Raw genomic sequence first — 2,899 nt, forward strand, 5'->3', positions numbered from 1 at the left:
AGCGGCAATCCCGCACTGCCGCCTTTGCCTGACGGCTTGAAGAAGCCCGATGGCACTGCACCTTTCTCCGTCTAAGGAAGGACATCAATGCTTATCAGCTATCCCATTCTGCCCGCAAACGCCTCCAATCAAAGCGACCAAGCGAAGTTCGATGCAATGGTGGCGCTTACACAACCGACCAGAGGACTCTACCCGATCACAACGGGAAACCGCTGGCATGGTGGCATCCACCTTACTCCTGGAACCGAGCCCATACGTGCGATCGCTGATGGCGTCATCGTCGCCTATCGCCTGGCTCCGGCTACCAAAGACTATCCAGGACAGGGCCTTTACGACACCAGTTTCGTGCTGATAAAGCACGACACGCATAGCGGCGAAAACACCCAGGTCGTGTACTACTCGCTGTACATGCATCTAGCTCCCAAAGGCTCGCTTACCGACCCTCAGCGATCACAGCTGATGCCATTCCTGCGAGATGCGGCAACTGGCGAATCCGCCAAGCAAGCGCCTGCCAATACCCGGGTTTGGCGAAAGGAAGTACTCGGCTTCGGAGGCCAGCTCTACGGCGTGCCGACGGTGCACTTCGAGATATTCACCACGGAAGCAGACCTTGCGAGGTTCTGGCGGGACGCCAGCGCTGTCGCGGCAGGTGGACATGGCTCCAATGATGTCTTTGGAGATACCCACTTCATACTCCCGGCCAATCTCAGCTTCGTAACGCGTCATCCGCATGCAATTGCTCCACACCGCATAGACCTAGCCGGGCATAATCAATTCTACGAGCTGCCCATTGGCGTAGCAGGCCAAAGCACTGAACGCCTACACGTGGTAGTAGAACTAGGCAAAGGACATCGCATTGCCACCACTTATCGCTTGGATGCTCAAGGAAAGCTCGCGGGGCAGATCGGTCTCCCCGTGAGACAAGATGACTATGAGTACGAAATTTTCCGACTTGCAACGACACTTTACGCGGATTGCCCAAGTGCAGGATATGAATACCTGCGCTTTGGTCGCATTTTGAGCAGCGACACAACAACGCATACAGAAAACTGGCAATTGATCCGATATGACGAGGATGCTATCGGTTACATCAACTTGGCTGATCCTAGGCATAGCGTTATTGTACTTTCGGACGCGGACTTTCCTAACACTTGGCAAAAGCTATCCGAAGGCCGGGCAGCGAGCCCTGAGGATGGCATCGCAAACTTAGATGGCTTAAATTAACTTCTTAACTTACCTGCATCGCCATCTGAGCCATCCTTGTCGGCTGCACCAAGCTTTCTGTCACGGGCTAGCGACGCCAGCGTTATCAATCTACTGCGGCATTTTATTTGCGAACATCCTAGCGAATGGGATACAAGCGATATCGACACCAGATATGCCGTGCTGAAGCAACCGGGCAAGCCACTTAACGATCCCACTACTTGGAAGAACTTCAAAGACCACGTTGAAGCGATGGCGTTTTGGCCTCAGTCCGGCCTAGCAGACCGGAGCGTCTGGCACTTCCATCCTTTGACTTTCATACAACACTACATGAAATGCGGGTGGCTTAGCGTTAATGAGTTCGCTAAATGCCTGCCAAGAAGCAGCCTTTCAGATCGCAACTTGGTTTGGAATACGGCATTGACTAGGGCAACGAGGCATTCGATTCATTACAACAAATACATACGCAAGTTTTGTGGCAATTCCAGAAAAAGGCTCGCTCACAACCTAGCCCAAAGTTATATCGAAACGGGAATTTTGTCATTGATGGAAGAAGGAGGAGCCGGCAATGGGCATCCTTATACTGCTTTTTTCGGCAGAGGCTACCACCAGTTAACGTGGGCTGGCAATTATCGAGGATACGGCGAGTTCAAAAACCTCCCACAGCACACAGGCGCTTATTCTGACAGAAGAATTACCAGAACATCACAGCACCCCCTAGACTCGGGAGGAACACTTATCACATGGTCACCGCGTTATGATCCGGCGATCATCTCATCCGACCTCGATCACGCTGGAGAATCAAGTGGATTTTTCTGGGTATCCAAAAGTTTTCGAGGCAAAAAGAACATGAACCGAGTTGCGGACTTGGAATTTAATGAGTCATCAGTAGGGTTTTGCTGCTGGCTTATTAATGGTGGCGGAGCAGGCTATTCCAACCGACAGCAATTTGCTAAGTTTCTCGCCAACATCCTTCTTGACGAACCATTAAAATCCGGCCAAGTTAACTTTACCTACCCTCCATTGTCACCACCAGGAAACCCCGCACTCTGTGCCAACTTCCCCCCTGCGACAGTACCTTACACAGAAAGGCAGACCATCGATTATGAACCTCAAATTCCTCCTGTGTAGCACACTAATTGGGATCTCCCTACTTGGCTGCGCAGAAGACGCCTCGGCAGAAAAAGATAACCCCGCAGATTGGCCAGGCTCAATCACAGGGAAATGTTACCCTTCACTGAAGGACTATATTTTTTCGGAATTTCCATTGACGAAGGATGGAGATGATGAAAATATACAAGTCACCGAAGTAAGTAAAGCGAAAAATTTAGAAAATTTTTATGCGTGGATAATTGACAAAACTCCAGGCACAAACGTGACGCGCACTCTTTTCAGGGTTAGCAAGACACAAGCGTGCGTAGTGCTTAATGCACCAATGTCAAGTTCAATCGAACTTAAGATGGTTAACAATAAATTACCCGATGAGGCCATCTCCATCGACACTCCGCCTCCCGGAATGCCAATGACTAAAATCATCTACAAACTAGATAGTGACAGTGAAAATTTTCGTCCATATCGGTGCGAAACGATCACCCAACCCTCCGGCATCGCTAAAAAAATCGATTGCCTTGAAGCGTTCAAATCAAATTGAAAGCCATCTAAAAGCTGCCCCATTAAAATCTGATTCATTAAGTGT

3 protein-coding genes are annotated in these 2,899 nt (G+C 49.9%); all 3 read left to right on the forward strand.

Features of this window, described 5'->3' with window-relative positions; all coding sequences use genetic code 11:
* Positions 1–87 precede the first annotated feature (87 nt).
* On the forward strand, positions 88–1,224 hold the full coding sequence (locus tag XBLMG947_RS23900) for a M23 family metallopeptidase (protein WP_245228302.1): 1,137 nt from the start codon (positions 88–90) through the stop codon (positions 1,222–1,224).
* A 159-nt stretch (positions 1,225–1,383) separates the two neighbouring features.
* Positions 1,384–2,334, forward strand: a complete 951-nt coding sequence (locus XBLMG947_RS23905; RefSeq protein ID WP_245228303.1) for a hypothetical protein — start codon at positions 1,384–1,386, stop codon at positions 2,332–2,334.
* On the forward strand, positions 2,309–2,854 hold the full coding sequence (locus XBLMG947_RS23075; RefSeq protein WP_139074481.1) for a hypothetical protein: 546 nt from the start codon (positions 2,309–2,311) through the stop codon (positions 2,852–2,854). Before XBLMG947_RS23905 ends, XBLMG947_RS23075 begins: the two co-directional genes overlap by 26 nt.
* Positions 2,855–2,899 lie beyond the last annotated feature (45 nt).

The sequence above is a fragment of the Xanthomonas bromi genome (assembly GCF_900092025.1).
GTDB lineage: Bacteria > Pseudomonadota > Gammaproteobacteria > Xanthomonadales > Xanthomonadaceae > Xanthomonas > Xanthomonas bromi.

Bases quoted from the DNA above. Each gene is read 5' to 3' on its own strand.
- XBLMG947_RS23075 (WP_139074481.1), top strand. From the start codon at position 2,309: ATGAACCTCAAATTCCTCCTGTGTAGCACACTAATTGGGATCTCCCTA.
- XBLMG947_RS23900 (WP_245228302.1), top strand. From the start codon at position 88: ATGCTTATCAGCTATCCCATTCTGCCCGCAAACGCCTCCAATCAAAGC.